This is a genomic window from Streptomyces spinosisporus (assembly GCF_022698145.1).
GTDB lineage: Bacteria > Actinomycetota > Actinomycetes > Streptomycetales > Streptomycetaceae > Streptomyces > Streptomyces spinosisporus.
On the sequence record NZ_JALDAX010000005.1, the window covers coordinates 296,295 to 322,720 of the forward strand.

General features: G+C 70.6%; 19 protein-coding genes. 8 read left to right on the plus strand and 11 right to left on the minus strand.

Annotated elements, in window-relative coordinates:
* Positions 1 to 14: 14 nt before the first annotated feature.
* From MQN93_RS15915 to MQN93_RS15925, 3 genes are all read right to left on the minus strand, one after another.
* Entirely contained in the window at positions 15 to 572 is a 558-nt protein-coding gene (locus MQN93_RS15915; RefSeq protein ID WP_037783267.1) for a L,D-transpeptidase, read from the minus strand.
* Between the two features lie 89 nt (positions 573 to 661).
* Positions 662 to 3,274: a bifunctional FO biosynthesis protein CofGH gene (locus MQN93_RS15920; RefSeq protein ID WP_037783133.1), complete on the minus strand. Its 2,613-nt coding sequence runs from the start codon at positions 3,272 to 3,274 to the stop codon at positions 662 to 664.
* 62 nt (positions 3,275 to 3,336) lie between these two features.
* Positions 3,337 to 4,185, minus strand: coding sequence for an LLM class F420-dependent oxidoreductase (locus MQN93_RS15925; RefSeq protein ID WP_242709972.1), 849 nt, complete (start codon positions 4,183 to 4,185; stop codon positions 3,337 to 3,339).
* Positions 4,186 to 4,403: 218 nt separating this feature from the next.
* Between MQN93_RS15925 and MQN93_RS15930 the strand changes: the two genes are divergently transcribed.
* From MQN93_RS15930 to MQN93_RS15945, 4 genes are all read left to right on the plus strand, one after another.
* Positions 4,404 to 5,912 (plus strand): CehA/McbA family metallohydrolase, encoded by a 1,509-nt coding sequence (locus MQN93_RS15930; protein ID WP_242709973.1) that lies wholly within the window; start codon positions 4,404 to 4,406, stop codon positions 5,910 to 5,912.
* A gap of 134 nt (positions 5,913 to 6,046) precedes the next feature.
* A complete protein-coding gene (locus MQN93_RS15935; protein WP_242709974.1) occupies positions 6,047 to 6,358 on the plus strand; it encodes a hypothetical protein in 312 nt (103 codons plus the stop codon).
* 11 nt (positions 6,359 to 6,369) lie between these two features.
* Positions 6,370 to 10,740 carry an RHS repeat-associated core domain-containing protein gene (locus tag MQN93_RS15940; RefSeq protein WP_242709975.1) on the plus strand — a complete coding sequence of 1,457 codons (4,371 nt, stop codon included), beginning with the start codon at positions 6,370 to 6,372 and terminating at the stop codon, positions 10,738 to 10,740.
* On the plus strand, positions 10,740 to 11,201 hold the full coding sequence (locus MQN93_RS15945; RefSeq protein ID WP_242709976.1) for a CDI toxin immunity protein: 462 nt from the start codon (positions 10,740 to 10,742) through the stop codon (positions 11,199 to 11,201). Before MQN93_RS15940 ends, MQN93_RS15945 begins: the two co-directional genes overlap by 1 nt.
* A gap of 36 nt (positions 11,202 to 11,237) precedes the next feature.
* Here MQN93_RS15945 and MQN93_RS15950 read toward each other — a convergent pair whose 3' ends face one another.
* Positions 11,238 to 12,059 carry an endonuclease/exonuclease/phosphatase family protein gene (locus MQN93_RS15950; RefSeq protein WP_242709977.1) on the minus strand — a complete coding sequence of 274 codons (822 nt, stop codon included), beginning with the start codon at positions 12,057 to 12,059 and terminating at the stop codon, positions 11,238 to 11,240.
* A gap of 49 nt (positions 12,060 to 12,108) precedes the next feature.
* On the opposite strand from MQN93_RS15950, the gene MQN93_RS15955 reads away from it, so the two are divergent.
* Positions 12,109 to 12,501 carry a nitroreductase/quinone reductase family protein gene (locus MQN93_RS15955; RefSeq protein ID WP_242709978.1) on the plus strand — a complete coding sequence of 131 codons (393 nt, stop codon included), beginning with the start codon at positions 12,109 to 12,111 and terminating at the stop codon, positions 12,499 to 12,501.
* A 46-nt stretch (positions 12,502 to 12,547) separates the two neighbouring features.
* On the opposite strand, the gene MQN93_RS15960 is transcribed toward MQN93_RS15955, so the two are convergent.
* The 6 genes from MQN93_RS15960 to MQN93_RS15985 form a co-directional block, all read right to left on the minus strand.
* On the minus strand, positions 12,548 to 14,008 hold the full coding sequence (locus tag MQN93_RS15960) for an aldehyde dehydrogenase family protein (RefSeq protein ID WP_242709979.1): 1,461 nt from the start codon (positions 14,006 to 14,008) through the stop codon (positions 12,548 to 12,550).
* Entirely contained in the window at positions 14,005 to 15,735 is a 1,731-nt protein-coding gene (locus tag MQN93_RS15965) for an N-acyl-D-amino-acid deacylase family protein (protein ID WP_242709980.1), read from the minus strand. The genes MQN93_RS15960 and MQN93_RS15965 overlap by 4 nt, the downstream gene beginning before the upstream one ends.
* A 15-nt stretch (positions 15,736 to 15,750) precedes the next feature.
* Complete coding sequence (locus tag MQN93_RS15970) at positions 15,751 to 16,869, minus strand: LLM class flavin-dependent oxidoreductase (RefSeq protein WP_278190809.1); 1,119 nt, start codon at positions 16,867 to 16,869, stop codon at positions 15,751 to 15,753.
* A gap of 107 nt (positions 16,870 to 16,976) precedes the next feature.
* Positions 16,977 to 17,747, minus strand: a complete 771-nt coding sequence (locus tag MQN93_RS15975) for an SDR family NAD(P)-dependent oxidoreductase (RefSeq protein WP_242709982.1) — start codon at positions 17,745 to 17,747, stop codon at positions 16,977 to 16,979.
* 10 nt (positions 17,748 to 17,757) lie between these two features.
* Positions 17,758 to 18,660, minus strand: coding sequence for an LLM class F420-dependent oxidoreductase (locus MQN93_RS15980; RefSeq protein WP_242710169.1), 903 nt, complete (start codon positions 18,658 to 18,660; stop codon positions 17,758 to 17,760).
* Positions 18,661 to 18,680: 20 nt separating this feature from the next.
* Complete coding sequence (locus tag MQN93_RS15985) at positions 18,681 to 19,925, minus strand: amidohydrolase family protein (protein WP_242709983.1); 1,245 nt, start codon at positions 19,923 to 19,925, stop codon at positions 18,681 to 18,683.
* A gap of 210 nt (positions 19,926 to 20,135) precedes the next feature.
* On the opposite strand from MQN93_RS15985, the gene afsR reads away from it, so the two are divergent.
* Positions 20,136 to 23,090 (plus strand): SARP-family global regulator AfsR, encoded by a 2,955-nt coding sequence (afsR, locus tag MQN93_RS15990; protein WP_242709984.1) that lies wholly within the window; start codon positions 20,136 to 20,138, stop codon positions 23,088 to 23,090.
* A gap of 220 nt (positions 23,091 to 23,310) precedes the next feature.
* Complete coding sequence (locus MQN93_RS15995) at positions 23,311 to 23,493, plus strand: hypothetical protein (RefSeq protein ID WP_016436566.1); 183 nt, start codon at positions 23,311 to 23,313, stop codon at positions 23,491 to 23,493.
* Positions 23,494 to 23,600: 107 nt separating this feature from the next.
* Here the strand turns inward: MQN93_RS15995 and MQN93_RS16000 are convergent, their stop codons facing one another.
* Positions 23,601 to 25,169 carry a FadD3 family acyl-CoA ligase gene (locus tag MQN93_RS16000; protein ID WP_242709985.1) on the minus strand — a complete coding sequence of 523 codons (1,569 nt, stop codon included), beginning with the start codon at positions 25,167 to 25,169 and terminating at the stop codon, positions 23,601 to 23,603.
* 95 nt (positions 25,170 to 25,264) lie between these two features.
* On the opposite strand from MQN93_RS16000, the gene MQN93_RS16005 reads away from it, so the two are divergent.
* The gene (locus MQN93_RS16005; RefSeq protein WP_242709986.1) at positions 25,265 to 26,422 is read left to right on the plus strand and encodes a lipid-transfer protein; all 1,158 of its coding nucleotides are present in this window, start codon (positions 25,265 to 25,267) and stop codon (positions 26,420 to 26,422) included.
* Positions 26,423 to 26,426: the final 4 nt, after the last annotated feature.

A 26,426-nucleotide genomic window follows, 5' to 3' on the forward strand; every position in this document is an offset into this window, starting at 1 on the left:
GCTTCAGGTCCCGCCTACTTCACGACCGTGACCTTCGTCCCGGCCGTCCCGAACGCCCACATCGCCGTCCCGTCCGCCGTCCGCATCCGGATACCGCCCGTCGGGGTTCCGGAGGCGGGCGGCGGCGAGGAGCCGTCGAGCGCGTTGGAGAAGGCGATGTTGGAGCCGGACTTCACCGAGAAGTACACGATGTGCTCGATCTGCACGCCGTCGGAGCCGGTGATCGGGCCCTCGGTGCGGGTGCCGACGGTGTAGGTGCCCGGGTCCGGGGCGACCGTCCCGGGCCAGACGGCGAAGGTGCGCCGGGCCGCGTCGCTCGCGTCGACCAGCCAGACCGTCTTCTGCCCGAGCGAGTAGACGATGCGGCGCCCCGTCCCCGAGCCGTCCGGCACCGCGGCCGGCGGCTTGGACGCGGTGGGCTTGGGATGCGCCGACGCCGACGCGCTCGGCCGGGCCGCGACCGCGTGCGGCTTCGGTCCCTTGTCGGCCTGCACGGCCAGGACGGTGACAGCGGCTATCGCTCCCACCGTCAGGCCGGTCACCCAGACCTTCGAGGCTGGCACGGCTCGCATCTCCTCGGTCACAGGACCCTCGGGCCCCTCGATCCCCCCGGACCCGTCGGAACAGGGGTCCGATCATCGTACTGTGATGCTTCCGCTCCTCAGTCCAGTACGGGCAGCAGCTCGGGGAGGTGCCCATCGGATGCCGCCGCCGCCCGCTGCCGTTCCTCGGGTACGTCGCCGTAGAGGGTGGTGCGCGGTTTCGCGGGGCGTCCGGCGGCCTCCGCGACGGCGATCAGGTCCTTGACGGACTTGTAGGAGCCGTAGGAGGAGCCCGCCATGCGGGAGATGGTCTCCTCCATGAGGGTGCCGCCCAGGTCGTTGGCGCCGGAGCGGAGCATCTCGGCCGCGCCCTCGGTGCCGAGCTTGACCCAGCTGGTCTGGATGTTGGGGATGTGCGGGTGCAGCAGCAGGCGGGCCATCGCCGTCACGGCGCGGTTGTCGCGCATGGTGGGGCCGGGGCGGGCGATGCCCGCCAGGTAGACCGGGGCGTTGGTGTGGATGAAGGGCAGGGTCACGAACTCGGTGAAGCCGCCGGTGCGTTGCTGGATGCCGGCCAGGGTGCGCAGATGGCCGAGCCAGTGCCGGGGCTGGTCGACATGGCCGTACATCATCGTCGAGGACGAGCGGATGCCCAGCTCGTGGGCCGTCGTGACCACCTCGATCCAGGTGGCGGTGGGCAGTTTGCCCTTGGTCAGGATCCAGCGGACCTCGTCGTCGAGGATCTCGGCCGCCGTACCCGGGATGGTGTCGAGGCCCGCCTCCTTGGCGGCGCTCAGCCACTCGCGGATCGACATGCCGGTGCGGGTCGCGCCGTTGACGACCTCCATCGGGGAGAAGGCGTGCACATGCATGCCGGGCACGCGCTCCTTGACCGCCTTCGCGATGTCGAAGTACGCCGTGCCGGGCAGGTCGGGGTGGATGCCGCCCTGCATGCACACCTCCACCGCGCCCACGTCCCAGGCCTGCTGGGCGCGGTCGGCGACCTGCTCCAGGGAAAGGGTGTAGGCGTCGGCGTCGGTGCGGCGCTGGGCAAAGGCGCAGAAGCGGCAGCCGGTGTAGCAGACGTTGGTGAAGTTGATGTTGCGGGTGACGATGTACGTCACGTCGTCGCCGACGGCCGACTTGCGCACGTCGTCCGCGATGCGGGTGAGCGCGTCCAGGGCCGGGCCGTCCGCGTGCAGCAGGGCGAGGGCCTCGTCGTCGGTGAGGCGGGTCGGGTCGTCGGCCGCCGTCGCCAGCGCCGCCCGTACGTCCGTGTCGATGCGCTGCGGCACCATCCCGGGGGCGGCCGCCGCGCGCAGTTCGGCCCAGTCGCCGTAGACCTCGTCGAAGTCGTCGCGGCGGTCGGAGGTGCGGCCCTCGGTGTCGATGGCCGTGTGCAGGTCGGTACGGCCGGAGGGGACGAAGACCTCCTCCGGTTCCTGCCAGGGGTGGCCCTCGACGACCGCGTCCGGGCGGGCGAGGCCCGTCTCCGGATCGGCCAGGGCGCCGACGTGCGGGCGCAGCCGCGGGTCCAGCCAGGGCTCGCCGCGGGTCACGAACTCCGGGTAGACGCACAGGCGTTCACGTAGCTCGAAGCCGGCCGCCGCGGAGCGCTCGGTGAGCTCCTCGATCTGCGGCCAGGGGCGTTCGGGGTTGACGTGGTCGATGGTCAGCGGGGACACCCCGCCCCAGTCGTCGATGCCGGCGCCGATCAGCCGCTCGTACTCGGCGTCGACGAGGTTCGGCGGGGCCTGGAGGCAGGCGGACGGCCCCATGATGTGCCGGGCGACGGCGACCGTCGCCACCAGCTCGTCCAGTTCCGCGTCCGGCATGCCGCGCATCGCGGTGTCCGGCTTGGCGCGGAAGTTCTGGATGATCAGCTCCTGGATGCCGTGGTACGCCCGCGAGATCTTCCGCAGCGCGAACAGCGACTCCGCCCGCTCCTCGTACGTCTCGCCGATGCCGATGAGGATGCCGGAGGTGAAGGGGACCGAGGAGCGGCCGGCGTCCTCCAGCACCCGCAGCCGTACGGCCGGTTCCTTGTCCGGTGAGCCGTAGTGCGGGCCGCCGGGCTCGGACCACAGGCGGGTCGCGGTCGTCTCCAGCATCATGCCCATGCTCGGGGCGACGGGCTTGAGCCGCTGGAAGTCCGTCCAGGACATGACGCCCGGGTTGAGGTGGGGCAGCAGCCCGGTCTCCTCCAGGATGCGGATCGAGATGGCGCGGACGTAGGCGATGGTGTCGTCGTAGCCGTGCGCGTCGAGCCACTCGCGGGCCTCGGGCCACCGCTCCTCGGGCTTGTCGCCGAGGGTGATCAGGGCTTCCTTGCAGCCCAGCGCGGCGCCCTTGCGGGCGATGTCGAGGACCTCGTCCGGCGACATGAACATCCCGTGCCCGGCCCGGCGCAGCTTGCCGGGCACGGTGACGAAGGTGCAGTAGTGGCACTTGTCTCGGCACAGCCGGGTCAGGGGGATGAAGACGCTCTTGGAGTACGTGATGACACCGGGCCGGCCCGCCGCCTCGAGGCCCGCGTCACGGACCCGGGCGGCGGACGCGGCGAGGTCGGTCAGGTCCGCGCCGCGCGCCTGGAGCAGAACAGCCGCCTCGGCGACGTCGAGCGCCACACCGTCCCGGGCGCGTTTGAGCGCACGACGCATGGAGTTCCCGGTCGGGCCGGTGCCGCCGGGGCGGTCGGAAGAGCCGGTTCCGGAGCTCACGGAAGTCGTCATCCTTCGAGCATACGGTCGAGCTGATCAGGGCCGAGAGGTCAGCCCGGGAAGGCGCCGAGAGGTCAGCCCAGGAAGGCCTCGTACCCCTGAAGCACCCGGAGGACCTCCGCCTCCCCGGCCGGCGGCAGCTGGACCACGACCTCCTCGATGCCCAGGTCCGCGTAGTGCGCGAGCTTGCCGGAGCTGGGGTAGACGGCGTACGGGACGATCTGGAGGGCATCGGGGTCGCGGCCCGCGTCCGCCCAGTTCGCCCGCAGCACCGGCAGCGACTCGGTGAGGCCGCGCCCGCCGATCGGCATCCAGCCGTCGGCGTAGGCGCAGATGTGGGAGAAGAGCTTGGGGCCTGCCGCCCCGCCGACGAGGGTGCGCGGGCCGGTGACCGGGCCGCGCGGCTTCTGGGCCGGTTTGGGGTGGGCGTGGGAGGCCCGCACACTGCCGAACTCGCCCTCGTAGGCGGTCGGTTCCTCCGACCACAGGGCGCGCATCAGCGCCATGCGGTCCTTGACCAGGTCGCGCCGGGTACGCCACTCGACGCCGTGGTCGGCGGCCTCCTCGACGTTCCAGCCGAAGCCGAGGCCGAGCGTGAAGCGGCCGCCGGAGAGGTGGTCGAGGGTCGCGATCTGCTTGGCGAGGGCGATCGGGTCGTGCTGGGCGACCAGCGTGATGCCGGTACCGAGGCCGAGCCGCTCGGTGACCGCGGCGGCCTGGCCGAGCGCGACGAAGGGGTCGAGGGTGCGGCCGTACTCGGGCGGCAGCTCGCCGCCCGCCGGGTACGGCGTCGCGCGCTCCACCGGGATGTGGGTGTGCTCGGGCAGATACAGGCCCGCGAAGCCGCGCTGTTCCAGCTCACGGGCGAGTCGGACGGGGGCGACGGTCTCGTCAGTGAGGAAGATCGTGACAGCGATACGCATGGCCCTTCTCTACCCGGCACCCCCTCAAATGTCCATACCGACCAGTCGGCCTCGTTTTCACGGATCACAGCGACCGATCACAGCGCCGATCACAGCGACCGATCACACCGGAAGAACCGTCGCGCCCCTGGACCCGCATCCATGTACATGCCATATCGTCGGGCCCCGATTCCCTCCCCTTTCACGGAAGTTCACACCCGGACACAAAGGTGGCTCGCATGTGTGAGGACGCCCATGGCATCGGACGACGCGCTCTGTTCGTGACGGGCGCGGCCGCCGCGCTTACGTTGGGAAGCGTGAGCTTCGCGGCGGCCGACGGCCAGGACCAGCAGACCAGGACGATTCGCGGCACCCTGCCCACCGGTTCGCCGGACTTCGTGTACGTACCCGTCGAAGTCCCCTCCGGCGTACGGGAGATCAAGGTCGCCTACACCTACGACAAGCCGTCCGTCCCGGCCGGCACCCAGGGCAACGCCCTCGACATCGGCATCTTCGACGAGCGCGGCACCGATCTCGGCGGCCGGGGCTTTCGCGGCTGGTCGGGCGGCGCGCGCTCGGAGTTCTTCATCCGCGCGGACGACGCGACGCCGGGCTATGTGCCCGGGCCGGTGCGGGAGGGCACCTGGTACGTGGCGCTGGGGCCGTACACGGTCGCCCCGCAGGGGCTGTCGTACGAGCTCACCGTCACGCTGACGTACGGGGAGCCCGGCAGGACGCCGGCGCCCGTCTACCCGCCGGAGCGGGCCAAGGGGCGGGGTCGCGCCTGGTACCGCGGCGACTGCCATCTGCACTCCTGGTACTCCGACGGGCGCCGCACCCCGGCGGAGATCGCCGCGCTCGCCCGGGCCGCCGGGCTTGACTTCATCAACTCCTCGGACCACAACACGCATTCGGCCCATGCGCACTGGGCCTCCGAGGCGGGCGACGACCTGCTGATCATGCTGGGCGAGGAGATCACCACCCGCAACGGCCATGTCGTCGCGCTCGGCACCGAGCCCGGCACCTTCGTCGACTGGCGCTACCGGGCCCGCGACAACCGCTGGGCCAAGTACGCCCGCCAGATCCGCCGGGCCGGCGGCCTGGTCGTCCCCGCCCACCCGCACGCCACCTGCATCGGCTGTGGATGGAAGTTCGGGTTCGGCGAGGCGGACGCGGTGGAGGTGTGGAACGGCCCGTACACGCCCGACGACGAGGTGACACTCGCGGAGTGGGACAACCTGCTGGTCGCGACCGTGCGCGAGGGGCGCGAGGAGTGGCTGCCCGCCATGGGCAACAGCGACGCGCACCGGGACCCGGACGCGGTCGGGCTGCCGCAGACCGTCGTCCTCGCCGAGGACCTGACCCGCGAGGCCATCCAGGACGGCATCCGCGCGGGCCGCTCCTACGTCGCCGAGTCCAAGAACGTCTCGCTCACCTTCACCGCGACCGGCGGAAGGGGGCAGCACGCGGGCATCGGCGAACGCCTGGAGGTCGCCCCCGACACCCCCGTCACGGTCCGCGTGGAAGCCACCGGCGCCCCCCGCTGCACCATCCGCCTCGTCACCGACCAGGGCGTCCTGCTCACCTCCGATCCCCTACCGGTCGGGGGCTCGGGCACGGTGGAGTGGCAGACGACTCCGTCGTACGCGGCCTACGTACGCGCGGAGTTGAGACACGAGACAGCGGCGGGACCGCTACCGGGGGCACTGGCGGCGTTCACCAACCCGATCTTCTTGGGGCGTGGCTAGGTCTCCAGCCTGACGGGGTTCAGGAGCAGCGACATTTGCCCTCCCTTGGCGTCCCCATTACCTGTGTTATGCGTGCTCTGCCTAGTGTCGTGGGGTTGGCATGTGCACAGGGTGAAGTACGGGGGCTGAGTGGCGTGTCGGACCTGAAGAAGGAAGCGACGTCGATGCACAAGGCGGCGTCGGGGCTGCGTGGGGTGGGGCATCACACGGCGAAACCGTTGCAGGAGTTCCGGGCGCAGTCGCATGACCTGGGGGCGTTGGGTGCGTTGGGGTCGCTGCTGGGCGCGAAGGGTGAGATCGAGAAAGGCATGACCACCCTGGTCAAGCTGACCAAGGCCCTGGAGGAGGAGTGGGAGGCGGAGGCGAAGCTGATGGGTGACGTCTCCGCCGCGTTCGATCTGCTGGATGTGCTGATCGCGGCCGCGGCGCAGGAAAAGAAGGGCTGAGCGGCGGCGTCATGGTCGATCTCAACCCTTTGCACTACGTCAACAAGTTCAACCACATGTTCGGCGACAGTGTCGCCAGCGGTCTGGAGTTCTTGGGCATCACCGATCCGGCGGTGGACCCGGACGGGGTCCGCGAGATCGCCAAGAAGTGGCGGCACCTGGCGACCGGTCTGGACGACGCGGCGGAGGCCGCCCGGAAGTCGCTGGCCGGTGTGCAGTGGCAGGGCAAGGCGGCCAAGGCGTTCACCAAGCGCGCCAGGACGGCCCGCAAGCAGGCCACGGACATGGCCCACGCGCTGCGCGAGGGCGCCAAGGCGCTGGACGACTTCGCGGACAAGGCGCACGAGTTGCTGTCCGAGATCGGGGTGATGCTGGCGGAGATCGCCGAGTTCGAGATCGCCGGTCTGGCCCTGTCGATCCTGACCGCGGGTGCCTCGGAGGTGGCCTCCACGCTGATGGCCGGCGAGCGGGCGCTGAAGGTGGTGGCGCTGGTCGGGCGGATCGAGGAGGAGGGCACCGCGCTCGGGTCGGTGATCCGCGGGGTGATGGAGGTCATCCGGGGCATCGAGCGGGCGTTGCAGGCGCTCAAGGAGGTCCGCGGGGTCGCCGAGGTGGCCAAGATGGCCAAGGGCGGCATGGCGTTCTCCGCCTTCGAGACCCTGTTGAAGGATCCGGGGGCGTTCAAGGACCCGGGCAAGCTGGCCGGGATCCTCACCGAGGGCGCGGTGCTGGGTGTCGGCTTCGGGGTGCTGGGCAAGGCGCTCGGCAAGGGGCTGAAGGCGCTGGGTCCGGCGGCGCTGGCGAAGCTGAGCAAGTCGATGGGGCTGGACTGCGCGGCGTTCGAGCGGCTGAGGCTGAACCCGGGCTTCAACAAGCTGCCCGCGTCGATCCGCAACCTGGTCAAGACGTTCGTCCGGGACCCGATCGACGTGGCCACCGGCGACATGGTGCTTCCCCTCGTGGACGTCCGGCTCTCTGGCGTGCTGCCGCTGATCCTGGAGCGCACCCACGTCTCCTCCTACCGGTGGGGCGGCTGGTTCGGCCCCAGCTGGGCCTCCACCCTCGACCAGCGCGTCCAGGCCGACGACGAGGGCTTCGTGTTCGCGGCCGCGGACGGCGCCCGCCTGTGCTTCCCACCCCTTGACCCGGAGGCCACCGATCCGGTGCGCCCGGTGACGCCGGGCTCGCGGCTGATGCTGGCCTGGGACGACGAGACCGACGGCGCGGTGCGCATCACCGACCCGGACAGCGGCCTGAGTTACGTCTTCCACACCCCCATCGCGGCGGCCGGCGAGGAAGCGGTCGACCTGCCGCTGCAGCACATCACCGACCGCAACAACAACCGCATCACCATCGTCTACACCGAGGGCGACATCCCCACTGCCGTCACGCACTCGGGCGGCTACCACATCGCCCTGGACCACGACCCGGCCCGCTCCCGCATCACCGGCCTGCGCCTGCTGGACCCGGCCCACCCGAGCCGCCCCGGTACCACCCTGCTCACCTTCGGCTACGACGAACACGGCCACCTGACCCAGGAGTTCAACTCCTCCGGCCTGCCCATGCGGTACACCTACGACACCGAAGGCCGCATCACCTCCTGGACCGACCGCAACACCAACCTCTACTGGTACGAGTACGACGACCGGGGCCGCGTGACCACCACCGGTGGCACCGGCAACGCTCTGGCCTCCACCCTGACCTACGACGACGCCAGTAGCACCACCCACGTCACCGACTCCCTCGGCCACACCCGCACTTACGAACACAACGAGCACCTGCGTCTGGTCCGGGAGACCGACCCCCTGGGCAATGTCACGACGCAGGAATGGGACGAAAGCTCGCGACTCGTAGCCGCCACCGACCCACTCGGCTGCACGACACGGTACGGCTACGACGAGCAAGGTCGCGTGGCCATGGTCATACGCCCGGACGGCCGAACCACTCGAGCTCAATACAACGAGTTGGGACTGCCGACGTCGATCACCGAGACGAACGGCTCGGTGTACCGAAGGGAGTACGACGAACGCGGCAATCTGGTCCGTGCCACGGATCCCTCAGGAGCTGTCACCAGGGCCGCATACAACTCGGCCGGACATATCACCGCGTTCGTTGACGCGCTCGGGCACACGACGCAGATTCGCTGCAATCCTGTGGGGCTCCCCGAATCCGTCACCGACCCGCTCGGTGCGACGATCCGATATGACCGGAACACGTTCGGGCAGCTCGTCGCCTTTGTTGATCCGCTCGGCCATGTGACGCAGTTGGAGTGGACCGCTGAAGGGAAGCCGACGCGCCGTGTCGCCCCGGACGGGACTGCCGAGTCGTGGCAGTACGACGGCGACGGCAACTGCACGAGCCATACCGATGCCTTGGGCGCCGTATCACGCTTCGAGTACACATACTTCGACCTGTTGTCTGCGCGCATCGGACCCGACGGCGCCCGATACGAGTTCGTCTACGACAGCGAGCTGCGTCTGAGGGAAGTCACGAATCCGCAGGGACTGAGATGGTCCTATCACTACGACGCGGCAGGCAACCTGGTTCGCGAAACCGATTTCGACGGCTGTACTCGCCGTTACGGCTACGACCGGGGCGGCCGCTTGATGAGCCGTACTGATGCTCTGGGCCAGACCATCAGGCTCGAACGTGACGTGCTTGGTCAGGTGACCCGCAAGAACTCCGGCGGACGGATCACGACATATGCCTACGACGCGGCGGGCCAACTCGTCGGCGCCGTCGGCCCGGACGCCACCCTTTGCCTCGTGCGCGACGACTTGGGACGTGTGCTCTCGGAGACGGTCAACGGCCGAACGGTGACCTACACCTACGACGAGTTGGGCCGCCGCACAGGCCGGACCACGCCCACCGGGGCCCAGAGCAACTGGACGTACGACGCCGCAGGCCATCGCACGCGACTGATGACGTCGGGGCGAAGCCTGGACTTCAGCTATGACCAGGCAGGACGCGAACTGGCCTGCAGCGCGGGCGAGTCGGTCACCCTCACCCGCGCCTATGATCCCTTGGGGCGCTTGACCGCCCAGTGCGTATCAGGTCGAAGCGGCCGCGTGGCCCAGCGCCGGACCTACACCTACCGCGCCGACGGCGCTCTGGCCGCCGTTGGCGACCTGCTCACCGGACCGCGTCACTTCGACGTGGAAACGCCAGGCAGGGTAACCGCCGTGCACGCGGCGAACTGGACGGAGACTTACGCCTACGACGCGACGGGCAACCAGACCGCGGCAACCTGGCCAACAGCCCACCTCGGCGGTGAGGCCACTGGCCGCCGGACGTACGATGGCACCCGCATCTCCCACGCAGGGAATGTCCGGTACGAACATGATGCCCTGGGCCGCATCGTTCTGCGGCAGAAGGCCCGGCTCTCTCGTAAGCCGGAGACATGGCGCTACGAGTGGGACGTAGAGGATCGTCTGACCTCGGTGGTCACACCGGACGGCACCCGGTGGTGCTACACCTACGATCCGCTGGGCCGCCGCACGGCGAAAGTCCGTATGGCCGACGAGGATGGCACCGTCACCGAACGCGTCGACTTCACCTGGGACGGCACAACACTGTGCGAAGAGACCAGCATGAACGCGCAGTTTGCCCACCCCGTTGCGCTTACCTGGGACCATCAGGGCCTGCAGCCCGTCGCGCAAACCGAGCGCATCATCGGCTCGGATTCGAGCCAGCCGGAGATCGACTCACGCTTCTTCGCCATCGTCACCGACCTTGTGGGTACGCCCACTGAACTCGTTGACGAGCAGGGCGAGATTGCCTGGCGCGCACGGAGCACGCTGTGGGGCGCCACAGCCTGGGCATCGGGCAGCACCACCTACACACCCCTGCGCTTTCCGGGGCAATACTACGACCCCGAGACCGGCCTACACTACAATTACTTTCGGCACTACGATCCCGCTACCGGTCGATATTTCAGTACGGATCCGCTAGGGCTTGAACCGGCACTCAATCCGGTAACTTATGTTCAAAATCCCCATATCTGGGTCGATCCTCTGGGCCTGGCCCCGGAATACGATGCGGCGAAACGAATCCCGGAGATCACAGTCGGGAAGGACCCCAACGGCAACGTTCCTTTTGATTCCTATGAGCAGGCGAGGAATAAGGCGCTGGAGATCCTGGGTGACATAGATCCGCATACTCGAACGCCTTACGAGGGGCGTATGGGTAAATCTGCCGCTTTCGGGCGTGTCGTTGGCTTCGAAACTCGCGTTGACGGCGTGTGGAAGCAGTTCCGAATAGACTACGATCCAGTTAAGGGTCCGCACATCAATGTGGCTGTGGGGAGAGGCGGCCAGAGATATGCCGTTCGCTGGAACGGAACCGAGGCGGACATGTTGCGCATTCTGAAGGGGAACACCTAGTGGCTACGTCCAAGGCATACGGGACCGCCAGGGCCCGTCTGGACGATCTCCTGGAGCGTCTGGATCCGGAAGAGCGTGGACAGGTGATGATCCTTGACGCTTCGGAAAACGATGAATTCGAGAACGCAAGCCTGAACAGATTCCCGCACTCCGACTGGACCGGGATCGACTGGGCCGGATCCGATTTCTCCGAGCAGGTTTTTACCGCGGATGAGCCGGAAGCCGCTGTAGTGATGGGTGGCTGGCTGTCCCGGCTGCCCGCGGACAGCCTTGTTGTCGTCTTCTGGGGGAATATCAGGGTGCCTGCCGTGGCGATGCCCGGGGGTAGTGCCGCCAAGCATGCGGAGGACATCCTCTGTACAAGCGACGACGTGTGGGTGTTCGTCGTCGATGAGGGATTCCTGATCGAATATCAGCATGACGGCCGCCTGACCGCTGCGCGGGTGCCCGGCGCCACCTGACTTTCACCGCACTCGACGCGCTGAAGTCCCGTGCGGTCAGCGGAAGGTGAGGTCCGCGACGACCGCCGCGTGGTCGGAGGGCCACACCCCGTCGACCGGGCCGTCGCCCGCTCGGCGGGCGTGGCGGACCGTGCCGATGCCGTCGGGGCCGGCCGGGCCGCCGACATGGATGTAGTCCATGCGCAGGCTCGGGCCGAGGCCCGGGTGCACGTAGGGGTTGGCGATGTCCCAGGTGACCGACGGGGCGGCCGGGTCGGCGTAGTCCCAGGCGTCGAAGAAGACCTGGCCGGGGACGACGGGGGCGGTGCGCAGCCCGCCGAACAGGCGGATCTCGTCGGAGTCGGGCCAGGCGTTGAAGTCGCCGGTGACGACGGGCGGGAAGGCGGTGCCGCCGCGGTGGGCGGCGACGAACTCGGCGAGAGCGGTGACCTGGGTGCGACGTACGGCGGAGACGTGCAGCGGCGACGACAGGTGGGCGGTGAAGAAGGGCACCGGGTGGCCGGGGGCGTCCAGGCGGGCGTAGAGGGCGAGGCGGCCGTCGTCGAGCTCCTCGGGGGCGGGCAGCCGCAGCACCTCACGCTGCAGGACCGGCCAGCGGCTGAGCACCGCGTTGCCGATCTCGACGCCCGGCTCGGCTATGCGCCGCTGCCAGCGCTCGGGGGCGGGCGAGGCGGCCCAGGTCCAGTGCAGTCCGAGCTCGCCGGCCAGCCACTCGGCGAGGTTCTCGCCGTCGGCGGACCACACCTCCTGCAGCCCCACGACGTCCGGCTGCAGCTCCTCCAGCACGGCGAGGACGGCCTTCTGCCGCTCGGCCCAGGGACCGAAACGCCACCACAGATTCCAGGTCACCACGCGCATGGGAGACATTGAAAGGCATCAACGTCCCCGCGACAGGAGAACCGCGAACATGCCCCGCCACTCGGAGACCAAGTACCGCCTCGTCACGACGTTCCAGCGCCGGCTGAACGCGCTCGTGCGCCGCCTGCCGGGTCACACCCTGCTGGAGACGACGGGCCGCACCTCGGGCCTGCCCCGCCGCACACCGGTCGGCGGGCGCCGGGTCGGCGACGCGTTCTGGCTGGTCTCCGAGTTCGGCGAGCGCTCCCAGTACGTGCGCAACATCAAGGCCGACCCGCACGTACGCATCCGCCTGCACGGCCACTGGCACACCGGCACCGCCCACCTCCTCCCGGACGACGACCCCCTGACCCGCCTGCGCACCCTGCCCCGCATGAACAGCCTGGCCGTACGCACGGTCGGCGCGGGCCTGCTGACGGTGCGGGTGGACTTGGCGGACTGAGGCCGGACGAGGACGGGAAGGGCGTGCGCGCCCGGCGCGCCCCGTTTCACCCCGGCCACACGATCGCCTGTACCTCGCTGTACGCGTGCAGGGCGTACGAGCCGACGTCCCTGCCCACCCCGCTCTTCTTGAAGCCGCCGAAGGGTGCCTCCATGTTGCGGCCGACGGTGTTGATGCCGACCCCGCCGGACCGCAGCTGCCGGGCCACGCGGAAGGCGCGGGCGACGTCGCCGGACCAGACGTAGTCGATGAGGCCGTAGTCGCTGTCGTTGGCGAGGGCGACGCCTTCGTCCTCGTCGTCGAAGGGGACGACCACGACGACGGGCCCGAAGATCTCCTCGCGGGCCACGCGCATCTCGTTGGTGCAGTCGGCGAGCAGGGTCGGTGCGACGTAGAACCCGTGCTCGTGCGGCGGGCGTTCGCCGCCGGTGACCGCCACTGCGCCTTCCTTGCGTCCCAGTTCGACGTACGACTCCACCCGCTCCCGGTGCGCCGCGGAGATCACCGGGCCGACCGCGGTGTTCTTGTCCCTGGGATCGCCGACCTTCAACCGGCGCGCATAACCGTCCAGTTGCTCCACGAGCCGGTCGTACACATCGCGCTGCGCGAGCACCCGCGTCGGGGCCGTGCAGATCTGACCGCTGTAGAAGGAGAAGGTGGTGCCGATTCCCGCCACCGCCGACGCCAGGTCCGCGTCGTCGAAGACGAGCGCCGCCCCCTTGCCGCCCAGCTCCATCAACTGGCGTTTCATGTCACGGCCGCACGCCTCGGCGATGCGCCGGCCGACCGCCGTGGAGCCGGTGAAGCTCACCATGTCGACGTCGGGCGACTCCACCGCCGCCTCGCCGACCTCCGCCGACTGCCCGCAGACCACGTTCACCACGCCCGGCGGCGCGCCCGCCGCCTCCAGGGCCTCCGCCATCCGGAAGACCGACAGCGGATCCTGCGGGGCCGGCTTCACGACCACGGTGTTGCCCATGGCGAGCGCGGGGGCGATCTTGCCCGCCGGGTTCGCCCACGGGTTGTTGTACGACGTGATGCAGGTGACGACGCCGACCGGCTGGCGCACGGCGAGCGCACCCATCACACCGGCCTCGCCCATGGGCCCCGCTTCATTGATCTGCGGCGCGACCGCCCACTCGGCGGGCTCCACGCGCGCGTACCGCCGGAACCGGGCCATGCCCACCCCGACCTGCATCGCCCGTGCCGTCCCGGTCGTCGCACCGGTCTCCGCCTGCGCCAGCTCGGCGTAGGGCCCGAAGCGGCTGCCGATGATCTCCGCCGCCCGGCCGAGCACTGCCGCCCGCTCCTCCGGTGACGTCCTCGACCACGGCCCGAAGGCCTCGCGGGCCGCGGCACACGCCGCGTGCACCTGATCCCGCGAGGCCTCCGGGGCCCAGCCGACGGTCTCCTCGCTCGCCGGGTCGACCACGGCGTAGTGCCCGCCGTCCGGCTCGACCCACGCACCCCCGACGAACAGCCGCTGCCCGTCGGCCGCTCCGCTCACCGGGTGCTCACCGTCCTCGTGTCCCGCCCGGACCTGAGCACCCTGCCCGGTACGGCACCGCTCACCACGTCGTCCCGGATCGCCTCGGTGCCGTTGACCCACACGGCCCGTATCCCGATCGCCTTGGCGTCGAGCCGCGGACTGTCACCCGGCAGGTCGTGCACCAGGGTGGCCTGGCCCGCGTCGATCCGCTCCGGGTCGAAGAGCACCAGGTCCGCATGGAAGCCCTCCTGGACACGGCCGCGCTCGCGCAGCCCGAACAGCTGCGCCGGGTCGTCGGTGAGCATCTTGACGGCCTGTTCGAGACCGACCAGCTTGCGGCGGCGCAGACAGTCGCCGAGGAAGCGCGTCGTGTACGGCGCCCCACACATGCGGTCCAGATGCGCGCCCGCGTCGGACCCGCCGAGCATCACGTCCTCGTGCTGCCAGGTCTCCGCCCGCAGCGCCCAGGACGCCGGGTCGTTGTCGGTGGGCATCGGCCACAGGACCGTACGCAGATCGTCGGCGGCGCAGATCTCGACCAGGCAGTGGAAGGGGTCCTGGCCACGCTCCTGTGCTATGTCACGTACCACCCGCCCGGTCAGCCCGGCGTTCGCCTCGCTGTAGGTGTCGCCGATGACGTACCGCCCGAAGTTGGCGAGCCGCCGGAAGACGCCCGCCTCCTTCGACTCGGCGCGCCGCAGCATCTCGGCGCGTACGTCGGCGTCGCGCAGCTTGGCGATGCGCTCCGGGACCGGCAGCGCGAGGATCGGGCCCCAGCCGGGTATCAGGTTCAGCGCGCAGAACGTGCCGAGCGACATGTTCATCGGCGTGAGGATCGGCATGGTCAGCGCGACGACCCGGCCGCCCGCCTTGCGCGCCCGCTCGCTCGCGAACAGCTGCCGGGGCACCCGCTCGGGGACGGCCGCGTCGATGGTCAGCACGTTCCAGTTCAGGGGCCGCCCGGCGGCGGCGCTCATCTCCGCGAACAGCTCGATCTCCGCGTCGCTGAACTGGTCCAGGCAGCCGGCGACGATCGCCTCGATCTGCGTGCCCTCGTGCTCACCGACGGCCCGCGAGAGCGCGAGCAGCTCCGCGGGTTTCGCATGCCGCGAGGCCACGGGCTGTCCGTCGCCGTCCGAATGGGTGGAGGACTGCGTGGTGGAGAACCCCCACGCACCGGCATCCATGGCCTCGTGCAACAGCCGTACGATCTCGGCGAGTTGCTCCTCACTGGGCTGCCCACCGACGGCGTCGGGCCCCATCACATACCGCCGCAGCGCGCAATGCCCCACCATGAACCCGGCGTTGACGGCGATCCGCCCCTCAAGGGCGTCCAGATACTCCCCGAACGCATTCCAACTCCACGGCGCCCCCTCCTCCAGCGCCACCAGCGACATCCCCTCCACCCGGGACATCATCCGCCGCGTGTAGTCGGCGTCCTCGGGGCGGGACGGATTCAAGGGCGCGAGCGTGAACCCGCAGTTGCCCGCGGCCACGGTCGTCACTCCGTGGTTCAGGGAGGGCGTGGCATACGGATCCCAGAAGAGCTGGGCGTCGTAGTGCGTGTGGGGGTCGACGAACCCGGGGGCGAGGACCATCCCCGACGCGTCCTCGGAACTGCGCGCCTCCTCGGCGACAGCCCCGACAACAGCGATCCGCCCGTCCCGGATACCGACGTCGGCGACGAATCCGGGCGCCCCGGTCCCGTCAACAACCGTCGCCCCTTTGATGACGTGATCAAGCATGGAACGTGACCCCCCTCAGACTGCCTGGCGGAACCGCGAAGTCCGATGCACGGGATCCGTATCGATCTTCGGAATCACGTGCTCCCCGATCAACCGGATCGTCTGCAACGTCTCCTCCTTCGGCACCCCCACCGGCAGCCCGAAGCTCAACTGATCCGCCCCCGCCTGCTCCCACCGCTTGCACTGCCGCGTCACCTCGTCCGGATCGCCGCAGATCAACAGCTCCTCCTCGATCAGCAGCTCCACGAACTCCGCGTTGTACTCGGGCAGCGTCTCCGGCCACACCGGGAAACCCTCGGGCCGCGGGAAGGTGTCGTGGTACCGGAACACCAGGGACGGCAGATAGTGCAACCCACCCCGCACCGCGATATCGACGGCCTCCGCGTGCGTCGGCGCGCAGATCGCCGTCGTCGTCACCATGACGTTGTCGTTGACGAAGTCGCCGATGGGCTCGGCGTTCACGATGGCCGTCTTGTACTGCTCCAGCACCCACTCCATGTCGGAGACCTTCTGGATGCTGAAGCCGAGGACCCCGAGCCCCTTCTTCGCGGCCATCGCGTACGAGGGCGGCGACCCGGCGGCGTACCACATCGCGGGGTGCGACTTCCCGTACGGCTTCGGCAGGACCTTGCGCGGCGGCAGCTGCCAGTGCTTGCCCTGGAAGCCGGCGTACTCGTCCTGGAGCCACATCTTCGGGAACTCGGCGATCGTCTCCTCCCAGATCTCCTTGGTGTAGTTCATGTCGGTCACGCCCGGTATGAACCCGAGGATCTCGTGCGACCCGGCCCCGCGCCCGCTGCCGAACTCGAAGCGGTTGCCGGTGAGGTGGTCGAGCATGGCGACCTTCTCGGCCACCTTCACCGGGTGGTTGACCTGGGCGAGCGGATTGAAGATGCCGGAGCCCAGATGGATCCGGTCGGTCGCGTGCGCGAGATAGCCCAGGAAGACGTCGTTCGCGGAGAGGTGCGAGTACTCCTCCAGGAAGTGGTGCTCGGAGGCCCAGGCGTACTTGAAGCCGGACTTGTCCGCCTGGATGACGTACTCGGTCTCCTCCATCAGCGCCTTGTGCTCGGCGAGCGGATCGGTCTCGGCGCGCTTGCCCACGTATCCCTGTACAAAGAGCCCGAATTCCAAGGCGGGTCACCATCCCTACGTTCCTGACGCACCGTCAGATTCTCTGCCGCCGAACTGTTGCACCGCCCGCATGCACCGTCAATAGCTGACGGCCAGTCAGATACGGGTCAGATCACCGAGACCCCCGCCAGCCAGCCCCCGTCGATCACGAACGGCTGCCCGGTGATGTAGGAGGAGTCGTCGCTGGTGAGGAAGAGGGCGAGGCGGGCCACCTCCTCCGGGCGCCCGATCCGGCCGAGCGGCACGAGCTTGCGGTACAGCTCGTCCAGCGCCCGGCTCATGCCCTCCGCGTCCGCGGTCGGGTCCAGCTGGGCCGGGTTGGACATCGCGGTGTCGATGGCGCCGGGGCACATCGCGTTGACCCGGATGCGCCGGTCGGCGAGTTCCAGTGCGGCTACGCGGGTCAGGCCCAGGATGGCGTGCTTGGTGGCGGCGTAGGAGCCCACCGCCGCCATGCCGGTCACGGCCGTGTAGGAGGCGGTGTTGACGATGGTGCCGCCGTCCTCCATCACCGGCGCCACGGTCTTGATGCCGAGGAAGCAGCCGACCTGGTTGACCTGTACGACCTGCATGAACTCGTCGAGGGGCGTGTCGAGCAGGGAGTTGAAGCGCAGGATGCCCGCGTTGTTGACCAGGCCGTCGATGCGGCCGTGGGCGTCCTTGACGGTGTTCACCGCCGACTGCCACTGGTCCTCGTGGCGCACGTCCAGGTGGACGTAGCGGGCGCCCAGTTCCTCGGCGAGCGCCCCGCCCTGCTCGTCCAGGACGTCGGCGACCACGACCTCGGCCCCCTCCACCGCGAACAGACGGGCCTCCTGCTCCCCCTGTCCGCGCGCCGCCCCGGTGACGATCACGACGCGTCCGTCCAGCTTGCCCATGCCGTACTCCTCAGAGGTCGGGCGCCACGTCGGCGCCGAACGCGGCGATCTGGTCGATGAGTTCACTGCGGGCGCGGCTGCGGAACCGCACCTGGATCTGGTCCACGCCCATCGCACGGTACGCCCGCAGGGACTCGGCGAGCCGCTCCGGGGAGCCGGTCAGGGTGCGGCGTCCGACGTCCCAGGCGGGCTTGCCGACGTACAGGGGCTCGGTGATGGCCCCGACGGTGATCGGCTCCTCGACACCGGCCTCCTCGCGCAGCCGTTTCAGCTTGGCGATCTGGGCGGGCAGCCGGTCGCGCGGGTCGCCCTGGGGCAGCCAGCCGTCGCCCTTGAGCGCGGCCCGGCGCACGGCGGCGGGCGAGGAGCCGCCCACCCACAGCGGGACCTTCTCCTGGGCCGGCCTCGGTCGCTGGCCGAGCCCCTCGAAGTCGTAGAGCTTGCCGTGGTGTTCGGGGAACTCCTGCGGGCCGAGGGCGGCGCGCAGGGCGTCGATGCACTCGTCGAGCACGGCGCCGCGCCGCTCGAAGTCGGCGCCGAGGACCTCGAACTCCTCCTTCACATGCCCGGCGCCCACGCCCAGGATCAGCCGTCCCGAGCTGAGGTGGTCGACCGTCGCGTACTGCTTGGCGCTGATCAGCGGATGCCGCAGCCCCACGACCGCGACATGGCTGAGCAGCCGTACCCGCTCGGTGACGCCCGCCAGGAAGCCGAGGGTGGCCACGGGGTCGTACCAGACGGTGCTCATGGCGGAGGCGAGCCTGTGCGGGATGGCGACGTGGTCGCAGGTGGCCACGTAGTCGAACCCGGCGCGTTCGGCGGCGCGGGCGATCTCCACCAGGTCGGCGGGCCCGGCCCGGTCCTCCCAGCCCTCGGCGTAGATGGTGCTCTGGGACTGGACGGGCAGCTGCATCCCGTACACGAGTCCGGCGCTCACCGCGGCCCGCTCCACAGCCCGTCCTCGGTGAGCCCGAGCAGGTCGATGGCGTTGCCCCGCACGATCCGCTCCACGACGTCCGGCGCCAGGTGGCCCATCTGTGCCTCGCCGACCTCGCGGGACTTGGGCCAGGTGGAGTCGGAGTGCGGGTAGTCGGTCTCGTACAGGACGTTGGCGAGGCCGATGGCGTCGAGGTTCTTCAGGCCGAAGGCGTCGTCGAAGAAGCAGCCGTAGACGTGCTCGGCGAACAGCTCGGACGGAGGTCGGTGGACCTTGTCGGCGACGCCGCCCCAGCCGCGGTTCTCCTCCCAGACGACGTCGGCGCGCTCCAGGATGTAGGGGATCCAGCCGATCTGGCCCTCGGCGTACATCACCTTGAGTTCGGGGAAGCGCTCGAACTTGCCGCTCATCAGCCAGTCGACCATGGAGAAGCAGCAGTTGGCGAAGGTGATCGTGGAACCGACCGCGGGCGGTGCGTCCTTGGAGGTCGAGGGCATACGGCTGCTGGAGCCGATGTGCATGGCGACGACCGTGCCGGTCTCCGCGCAGGCGGCGAGGAAAGGGTCCCAGTCGTCGCCGTGGATGGAGGGCAGGCCCAGGTAGGGCGGTATCTCGGAGAAGGCGACCGCGCGGACGCCGCGGGCCGCGTTGCGCCGCACCTCCGCCGCCGCGAGTTCGGGGTCCCACAGCGGGATGAGCGTGAGCGGTATCAGCCGGCCCTGCGCGTCGGGGCCGCACCACTCCTCCACCATCCAGTCGTTGTACGCCTGCACGCACAGCAGCCCGAGCTCGTGGTCCTTGGCCTCGGTGAAGGTCTGGCCGCAGAAGCGCGGGAAGGTCGGGAAGCAGACGGCGGACTGGACGTGGTTGACGTCCATGTCGGCCAGGCGCTGCGGCACGTCGAAGGAGCCGGGCCGCATCTGCTCGTAGGTGATGATCTCCAGTTTGATGTCGTCCCTGCTGTAGCCGACCGCCGTGTCCAGGCGGGTCAGGGGCCGGTGCAGGTCCTCGTAGACCCACCAGTCGCCGATGGGGCCGTCGTCGCCGGGCCTGCCCATGACCGGCCTGAACCGACCGCCCAGGAAGGTCATTTCCTTCAGCGGCGCGCGGACGATGCGCGGCCCGGTGTCCTGGTACTTCTTCGGCAGCCGGCTGCTCCAGACGTCGGCCGGCTCAACGGTGTGGTCGTCGACGGAGATGATCAGGGGAAACGTGGCCTGGTTGCTGGGTTGGGTGTCCATGGCGGCCACGGTAGCGCTGATCTGACGGTCCGTCAGCTATGCGGTTGGGGGGATCTTGTTGCTCGGGTCTGTCCGGAAGTGTGCGAAGACCAGGTGAGGGCCCTGTGATATCCAGCGCGTCTGGCTGTGAGCGCGCTCTCCACAGCTGACGCATCGGCCATGGACAAGGCAGACTGACGGAGTTGCTCGACTGGTCTGAGGGGAACGGCGATGGACGGTGTACCGCGAGTGCCGGAGCAGAGGCGTGCCGGCTCCTCGGCGGAGCCTGCCGCGCTGAGCTTCACCGTGCTCGGTCCGGTACGGGCCCGGCGCGGCGAGGAGACGATCAGCACCGGCTCCCCGCAGCAACGCGCCCTGCTCGCCGCCCTGTTGCTGCGCGAGGGCCGCACCGCGACCGCGGCCGAACTGATCGACGCCGTATGGGGCGAGGAGCCGCCGTCGCAGGCGCTGGCCGCGCTGCGGACGTACGCCTCCCGGCTGCGCAAGGTGCTGGACCCCGGGGTCCTGGTGAGCGAGTCGGGCGGCTACGCGGTGCGCGGGCTGCGCGAGGGCGCGCTGGACCTGGTGGCCGCGCAGGAGCTGGCGGCCGAGGCGGAGAAGGCGCGGGGCGCCGGGGATCTGTGCCGGGCCCGCGAGGCGCTCGCCGAAGCGCTCGCCCTGTGGGACGGCGAGGCGCTGGCCGGGGTGCCCGGTCCGTACGCCGAGGCGCAGCGGGTGCGGCTGGAGGAGTGGCGGCTGCAACTCCTCGAATCCCGCCTCGACATGGACCTGGAGCAGGGCTGCCACGCGGAGGCGGTCTCGGAGCTGACCGCCCTGACCGCCGCGCACCCCCTGCGCGAGCGGCTGCGCGAGCTGCTGATGCTGGCGCTGTACCGCAGCGGCCGGCAGGCCGAGGCGCTCGCCGTGTACACGGACACCAGGCAACTGCTCGCCGACGAGCTGGGGGTGGACCCGAGACCGGGCCTGCGGGAGCTGCAGCAGCGGATCCTCCAGGCCGACCCGCACCTCGCCGAGCCCACGTCCCCGCAGTCCGAACCGGCCGCCACCCCCGTCCGCCCCGCCCAACTCCCCGCCACGGTCCCGGACTTCACCGGCCGCTCGTCCTTCGTGACCGAGCTGAGCGAGGTGCTGGCCTCCGCCAAGGGCCGGGTGATGGCCGTCTCGGCCGTGGCGGGCATCGGCGGCGTCGGCAAGACGACGCTCGCGGTGCACGTCGCCCACCAGGCGCGGGCCGCGTTCCCGGACGGGCAGCTGTACGTCGACCTGCAGGGCGCCGGGGCGAGTTCGGCGGAGCCCGAGACGGTCCTGGGGTCCTTCCTGCGGGCACTCGGCACCGCGGACTCGGCGATCCCGGACTCCCTGGAGGAACGCGCGGCGCTGTACCGCTCCGTCCTGGACGGGCGCCGGGTGCTGGTGCTGCTGGACAACGCGCGGGACGCGGCACAGGTCCGTCCGCTGCTGCCCGGCACGGAGGGCTGCGCGGCCCTGGTGACATCGCGGGTGCGCATGGTCGACCTGGCCGGCGCGCACCTCGTCGACCTGGACGTGATGTCACCCGACGAGGCGCTGCTGCTGTTCACCCGGATCGTGGGCGAGGAACGGGTGGCCTCCGAGCGCGAGGCGGCGCTGGACGTCGTGGCGGCGTGCGGCTTCCTGCCGCTCGCGATCCGCATCGCGGCCTCCCGGCTCGCGGCCCGGCGCACCTGGACCGTCTCGGTGCTCGCCGCGAAACTGGCCGACGAGCGGCGCCGCCTGGACGAGCTGCAGGCCGGCGACCTCGCGGTCAAGGCGACCTTCGAACTGGGCTACGGCGCCCTGGACCAGGCCCAGGCGCGGGCGTTCCGCCTGCTCGGCCTCGCGGACGGCCCGGACCTCTCCCTCGCGGCGGCAGCGGCGGTGCTCGACCTGCCGCCGGAGGAGACCGAGGACCTGCTGGAGTCCCTCGTCGACACCTCCCTGCTGGAGTCGGCGGCGCCCGGCCGCTACCGCTACCACGACCTGGTCCGGCTCTACGCGCGTGCGTGCGCCGAGCGCGACGAGTGGCCGCCGAGCGAACGGGACGCGGCGATGTCCCGCCTGCTGGACTTCTATCTGGCCACGGCGGCCCGGGTGTACGCGATGGAGCGCCCCGGCGACCGCCTCGTCGACCACCTGGAGCCGACCGCCCACCCGGGCCTCGACTTCGCGGACCGGCACGAGGCGCAGGACTGGCTGTACGCGGAGGCGGTCTGCCTGCTGTCCTGCGTCGCGCAGTCCGCGGCCCGCCCCGAGACCCTCGCCCGCGCCATCGACCTGCTGTGGGCCGCGCACGACCTGTCCGAGTCGGGGGCCAACTCAAAGGGCTACGAGGCGACCGCGAAGGCCCTGCTGGAGTCGGCCCGCCGGCACGGCGACGCACGGGCCGAGGCGCGCGCCCTGACCACCCTGGTCAACGTCCACCACGTCAGCGGCCGTTTCGAGCAGGCGGGCCAGGAGGCCGAGCGCGCCACGCTCCTCGCGCAGCAGGCGGGCGACCTGCTGCCGGTGTGCTGGGCGAGCAACGCCCTCGGCATCATCGCGCTCTACCAGAACCGCCACCAGGACGGCGAGGAGCACCTCTCCCAGGCCATCGAGCACTTCCGCACCCTCGGGGACCGGCCCGGCGAGGCCAGCGCCCTGTGCAACCTCTCCCGTATCCACCTCGCCACCGGGCGCACGTCGAGCGCGGTCGCGCTGGCCCAGGAGGGCATCGACATCTACGACGCCATGGGCAACACCATGCGCGGCGCCAACGCCCGCTACGCGCTCGGTCTGGCGCTCACGCAGAGCGGCGAACTGGACTCCGCCGCCGAGCGGCTGCACGAGGCCCTGGAGGTGTTCCGGGACAGCCGTCAGCGCCTGTGGGAGGGCATGAGCCTGTTCCGGCTGGCCGAGGTGGATCTCGCCGCCCGGCGTCCCGCGCAGGCCGCGGCGGGCGCCGAGATGGCGCTGACGGTGCTGCGCGGCATCGGCGGCGCATGGCGGCGGGGCAACGTCCTGACCGTCCTCGGCCGCGCCCTCGGCGGCATCGGCCAGACCGGCCGGGCCCAGGTCTGCTGGCAGGAAGCCATGAGCATCTACGAGGAGTTGGGCTCTCCCGAGGCCGAGGAGGTCCGGGCGCTGCTGACGCCCGTACGGGCTGCCTGAGCGAGCGGCCGAGGCGTTCATCATTCGTTTATCGCCTCGCGCCATGCTGGATGCAGTCGATCCGTCGCGTCGGGGGGCAGACGGGTCACTGCTGAGGGGCTGCCACCCACGAACTAGGGTGAGCGGCCCGGATGGGCCCGTCCGGCCACCCTCGGGGGAGTGACCGGGCGGGCCCCGCCCATCGATCCATGTGACCTGCACCAAAGGGGAGTTGACGACCATGAGCGACAAGCTCGAGCCGGATGACCTGCACGCCACGGGCACCACGGACGGCGAGGTGAAGCCCGACGACCTGCACGCCACGGACCAGCCCGTGACGACGGACGACCTGCACGCCACCGACGAGCCCCTGGAGACGAAGGACCTGCACGCCACGTCGGAGCCGTTCAAGCCGGCCAAGTAGGCCTCACCGACACGGGGATCGACCGCGGCGGCGCGGAGGGGAGCCGCCGCGGTCGTGGTGTGTCCGCACCCGGCCCGACGCCGCGCCCGGCCCGACGGCGGGCCCGGCTAGCGGCTGCGGCCCCGCAGCTCCCCCTTGACCACCTTGCCGCTGGCGTTGCGCGGCAGTTGTGCCAGGAACTCCACCTGCCGGGGCACCTTGTAGTTGGCCATCTCCCGCCGTGCCCAGGCGATCAGGTCGTCGCCGGTGAGCACCGCGTCCGGGCGGCGCACCACGTAGGCCCGGCCCACCTCGCCCAGCCGCGCGTCCGGCACACCGACGACCGCGACGTCCGCCACCGCGGGGTGCAGGCCGAGGAGTTGCTCTATCTCGGCCGGATAGGCGTTGAAGCCGCCGACGATGAACATGTCCTTGATGCGGTCGGTGATCCGCAGATTGCCGGCCTCGTCGAGCACGCCCACGTCCCCGGTGCGCAGCCAGCCGTCCTCCGTCAGCGTCTGGGCGGTGGCCGCCTCGTCCTCGTAGTAGCCCCGCATGACGTTGAAGCCGCGCACCAGGACCTCGCCGGGGCTGCCCACCGGCGCCTCCACGCGCACCTCGGTGCCCGGGATCGCCCGCCCGGACGTCGAGGCGATGACCGCCGGGGCGTCGCCGCGCCGGCACATCGTGACGATGCCGCTGGCCTCCGAGAGGCCGTAGGCCGTCAGGACCGTCTCCACGCCCAGCTCGCCGCGCAGCCGCTCCACCAGCTGCAGGGGCACCACCGCGGCGCCCGTCACCACCAGCCGCAGCGCCGAGAGGTCGTGGCTGTCGCGGGCCGGGTGGTCCAGGAGGGACTGGTGCAGGGTGGGCGGGCCCGGCAGCACCGACACCCGTTCCGAGGCGATGTTGGCCAGCACCGTGTCGATGTTGAAGACCGGCTGGGGGATCATCGTCGCGCCGCGCATCAGACAGGCCAGCACCCCGGCCTTGTAGCCGAAGGTGTGGAAGAAGGGGTTCACGATCAGATAGCGGTCCCCGCGCCGGAGTCCGGCGAGGTCGCACCAGATCTCGTACGCCCGGAGCGTCTGCGCGTGGGTGATCACGGCGCCCTTGGGGCGGCCCGTCGTGCCGGAGGTGAAGACGATGTCCGACGGCAGCGAGCCGTGCACCGCCGCCTCGCGCGAGCGCACCTGCGCCCCGCTCACCGAATCCCCGGCCGCGAGGAAGTCCTTCCAGGTGCGGAAGTCGGCGGGCGCGTCGTCCGACAGCACCACCACCTGCTCAAGGGCGGGCAGCCCGGGCCCCTTGGCGATCTCGCGGCGCAGCGAGGCGACGTACGACGTGCCGAGGAAGGTGCCCGTCACGAACAGCAGCCGCGCCCCGCTGCGGCGCAGTACGTCGGCCGCCTCGCCGCCCTTGAAGCGCGTGTTCAGCGGCACCAGCACCGCCCCCGCCGAGACCGCGCCGAGCGCCGCCACGATCCAGTCGAGCGAGTTGGGGGCCCAGATGGCGACCCGGTCGCCCGGCGCGACGCCGTCGGCGATACAGGCCGCCGCCGAGCGTTCGACGCGGGCGCCGAGTTCGGCGTACGAGATCCTCGTGCGCCCCTCCACCACCGCCTCGACGTCCGCGTACCGTTCGGCCGCGGATCGGACGAGTTCCGGAACGCTGCCCCACTCCAAGTCACCGCGCACCACAGCCTCCAGACCCACTAGCTGACTACCCGTCAGATTAGCTGTAGCCTGACGCCCTGTCAGCAGCCGCTTCAGCATGCGGAGGTGCGCGCAGCATGACGTCAGGCATCGGCCTCAAGGACGCCACCGCGATCGTCGGCATCGGACAGACGACGTTTGCCCGACAACTCCCGGACGACGAGAGGACGCTCGCCTGCCGCGCCGTCCTCGCGGCCCTCGACGACGCCGGCATCGCCCCCGGCGAGGTGGACGCCCTCGCCAGCTACACCATGGAGGACACGGACGAGGTGGAGCTGGCGAAGGCCGTCGGCTTCGGCGACCTCACCCACTTCGGCAAGGTCGGCTACGGCGGCGGCGGTTCGTGCGCCACCGTCGCCCACCTGGCCGCCGCCATCGCCACCGGTCAGGCGACGGTGGGCGTCGCCTGGCGCTCGCGCAAACGCGGCAGCGGCCCCCGCCCCTGGAGCAACACCACCGTCCAGCTCCCCACGCCCGCCCAGTGGACCCGGCCCTACGGCCTGCTGCGGCCCGTCGACGAGATCGCCATGCTCACCCGCCGCTACATGCACGAGTTCGGCGCCACCCGCGACCACCTGTTCAACGTGGCCCTCGCCTGCCGCAACCGCGCCAACCAGAACCCCGCCGCGATCATGTACGAGCGCCCGCTGACCCGCGAGATGTACATGACCTCCCGCTGGATCAGCGAGCCGCTGTGCCTGTTCGACAACTGCCTGGAGACGGACGGCGCCCTGGCCTGCGTGGTCGTCTCCGCGGAACGGGCCCGCGACTGCCGCCACACGCCCGTCTACGTCCACTCCGCCGCCCAGGGCCTGCCCGCCCAGCACCACGGCATGGTCAACTACTGGAACGACGACCCGCTCACCGGCCCCGCCTGGACCGCCGCCCGCCACCTGTGGAAGCACGCCGACCTCACCCCGCAGGACGTGGACGTCGCCCAGATCTACGACGCGTTCACCGCGCTCATACCGCTCTCCCTGGAGGGCTACGGCTTCTGCGGCCGCGGCGAGGGCGGGGCGTTCACCGAGCAGGGCGCCCTGGAGATCGGCGGGCGGCTGCCGCTGAACACCGGGGGCGGCGGGCTCAGCGAGGCCTATGTGCACGGGTTCAACCTCATCACCGAGGGCGTCAAGCAGCTGCGCGGCACCAGCACCGCCCAGGTCCCTGGCGCCGCCACCTGCCTCGTCACCGCCGGCGAGGGCGTCCCCACCTCCGCACTGCTCCTGAGGAGTTGATCCA